Source organism: Paenibacillus sp. P4_E11, from assembly GCF_056401635.1.
In genome coordinates this window covers 1-2526 of the sequence record NZ_JBFUIX010000327.1, presented here as the reverse complement: position 1 = coordinate 2526, position 2526 = coordinate 1, and the positions used below count along the sequence as shown (strand labels likewise).

Annotated in this window: 3 protein-coding genes; all 3 read right to left on the bottom strand. The window is 50.9% G+C overall.

What is annotated here, in order from left to right:
• Positions 1 to 137: 137 nt before the first annotated feature.
• A complete protein-coding gene (locus AC1DWB_RS33520; RefSeq protein ID WP_477545416.1) occupies positions 138 to 1160 on the bottom strand; it encodes a Gfo/Idh/MocA family protein in 1023 nt (340 codons plus the stop codon).
• Between the two features lie 33 nt (positions 1161 to 1193).
• A complete protein-coding gene (locus tag AC1DWB_RS33515; protein ID WP_477545415.1) occupies positions 1194 to 1898 on the bottom strand; it encodes a PIG-L deacetylase family protein in 705 nt (234 codons plus the stop codon).
• A gap of 19 nt (positions 1899 to 1917) precedes the next feature.
• Positions 1918 to 2526: sugar phosphate isomerase family (locus AC1DWB_RS33510; protein WP_477545414.1), on the bottom strand; the 609-nt coding region annotated here is incomplete at its 5' end.

Here is a 2526-nt window from a genome sequence, read left to right as displayed (position 1 = left end):
CATTAACATCGTATACCCGGACTACCTCTGCATCCTTGATCTGGGTTAATCCCATGAGATGGTGTTTGGCAATACCGCCTRCGCCGATCAATCCTAATCTTACCGTCATCGTTCTCTCATCCTTCCGATTGTATGGTCTAATTGCGTTGAAGAGGCAACCGTACAGGCTTCCCGCTGGCGATCGATTCATCGATGGCATAGCACACTTCCATCGTCTTGAAGGCATCTGCGAATTCACATAAAGTAGTGGAGTTTGTTTTGACCGCTTGCACGAAATCATCAATCTCCTGTGTGAACGGATGATGCGATACATCGCCGCTGTCCGGCAGAATTGTAGGGATAGTCGCATACTCGGTCTGACCCGGCCACTTGTGCGAGAACAGCTGATTGTTCATGATCGCACCCTTCTCCCCGAGAATATGTACATTGAATTTGTACGGGGTCTTGCATTCGAGTGAGGAAGACACTTTACCGATCCCTCCATTCTTCAGCTTGAAGATGGCGATCGCATTCGGGTCGAACTCGTACTCGGAATTGGCCCAAGTCTGGCAGCTATAAGCAGTCACTTCCTCAATATCACCGGCAAAAAATCGTACCGCATCCACCGCATGACAGCCCGCGGACAACATACTGCTGCCTCCATTCGCCTTCGTCTTACTCCAGCGGAATTGGCCATATTGCGGACCAACATGATGCCAATAGTCGATATTAACCATATATGGGCGGCCGATGGCATCCTCTTGAATGAATGCTCTCGTATTCTGGAAGGAGGGATTCCAACGAAGGACGAAGCTCGCAACCGTATGAACCGGCCACTTCTCAAGGGCGTCCGCCATCTTCCACAACGCTTCGCGATTCATGGAAAGCGGTTTCTCCATTACGATGTGTTTCCCGTGCTGGGCGGCGAGGATCGCCTGTTCAGGACGCACATCTGGCGTAGAACATAGAACGACCGCATCTACATTCGGATCTTGGACGGCATCCGCGAACTCTGTATAGATACGCGCATCAATCCCATTGTCCGACAGCTTCTGTCTGGCATACTCCTCATTGCGACTGACGACTGCCGTTACTTCCGAATCTTCACGCGACCGAATCGCTTTCATGTACTCGCCGGCCACCCAACCCGTTCCAACTACGGCAAACTTAAGCGTTTTCATATTCGAGCCTCCCCTAATGAAATGAATAACTGCTTACACCGGAAACCGCACTGCATTTGGACGCGTCCACACCATATGTTGAATGAAGGCTTCGGCATACTTGCATCCAGATTGAAATCCGCGAGATTTGGCGTTCGTTTCCACAAAATCCAGGATGTCGACGTTATCGTGCTCCTTCAGCCATAGAAGCTGACTCTGATGGCAGCTCAGCATATCGAGCTTCGTCCCCAGGGTGTCGGTAATATCTACATAAATCGTCGGTTCAAACCCAACGCCCGCCAGATTATCCATATAGAAGAGTGCAGGTACTTTTGCTAACCCAGGTTGGTCGGTTTTGAACGCGGTTAAAGTTGCCAAGAACGATGTATCGAAGACCAGCTTGCTAACCTCCACATGATCCGGCATGTAGTCATTAGGCGCATGTGTGATGATCATATCGGGTTTGGCATAGCGGATCACATTCACAAAGGCCAACTTCGCCTCTTCATTCGCAGACGATATCTCGCAATCCTTCATCCCAAGCGATATAACTTCACAGCCAATCCGCTGACCTGCGGCCTGAGCTTCTTGCTTGCGAATAACGATCAGCTCTTCAGGAGGTATCTTGTAATGCCCTTTATCTCCATCGCTTGCATGGCACATCACCACATGGTGTCCGGCCTGTTGCATCTTGGTTAAAGTCCCGGCGCAGGAAATCTCCAGATCGTCTGGATGCGCTCCAATTGCTAGTATGTTCATATCGATCTCCCTATCCTGATTAATTAAGCTCGGGTTCCAACGGCCCCGCCAGCTCCTTGAGAAAAAATAGCTTACCTTGCAACGTTGGCATGTAGGAAGAGGGAACCCACATATCGGTGCCATACCGAAGGGTCACGGCGAGCGACATTCCTTGCCACATCATTCCTCGACCGAGTGCCCCATCCGCGCCACCAATCGCGTAGTCGGCTTGCAGGAACAATCCCGGTCCAATCGTATTAGCCCGACATGGTACTAGTGTAGTTCGACTCTTGAAGCTTGTTATCGCATTTTGTTCAACAGTTAACGGGTGCAGGCGGGCTCCAATCCGATGTGTGGCTTGCTTCCACTCCGCTTCGGTGTTGTATTCAGCGGCAAAGTGCGGTTCCCAGAAGGCAATATGGAACACGCGGCCAATGCCATAAATAACAACAAGCTTGGCCCCTTGAGCTTTCAACTGCTGAATGTGACCCGCATAGTGAGGCAAAGTATCCTTCGTCGCGAAGAATCGTTGCTGCTCTGGCACGGTGAGTTCACCGAGTGGTCCGTAAAATTCCCTCTCCATCACGTATTGGAACGATCCCGGATTGGATGGAGCAAGTGTGCGGCCTTCGTTGTCGGACCATTCATC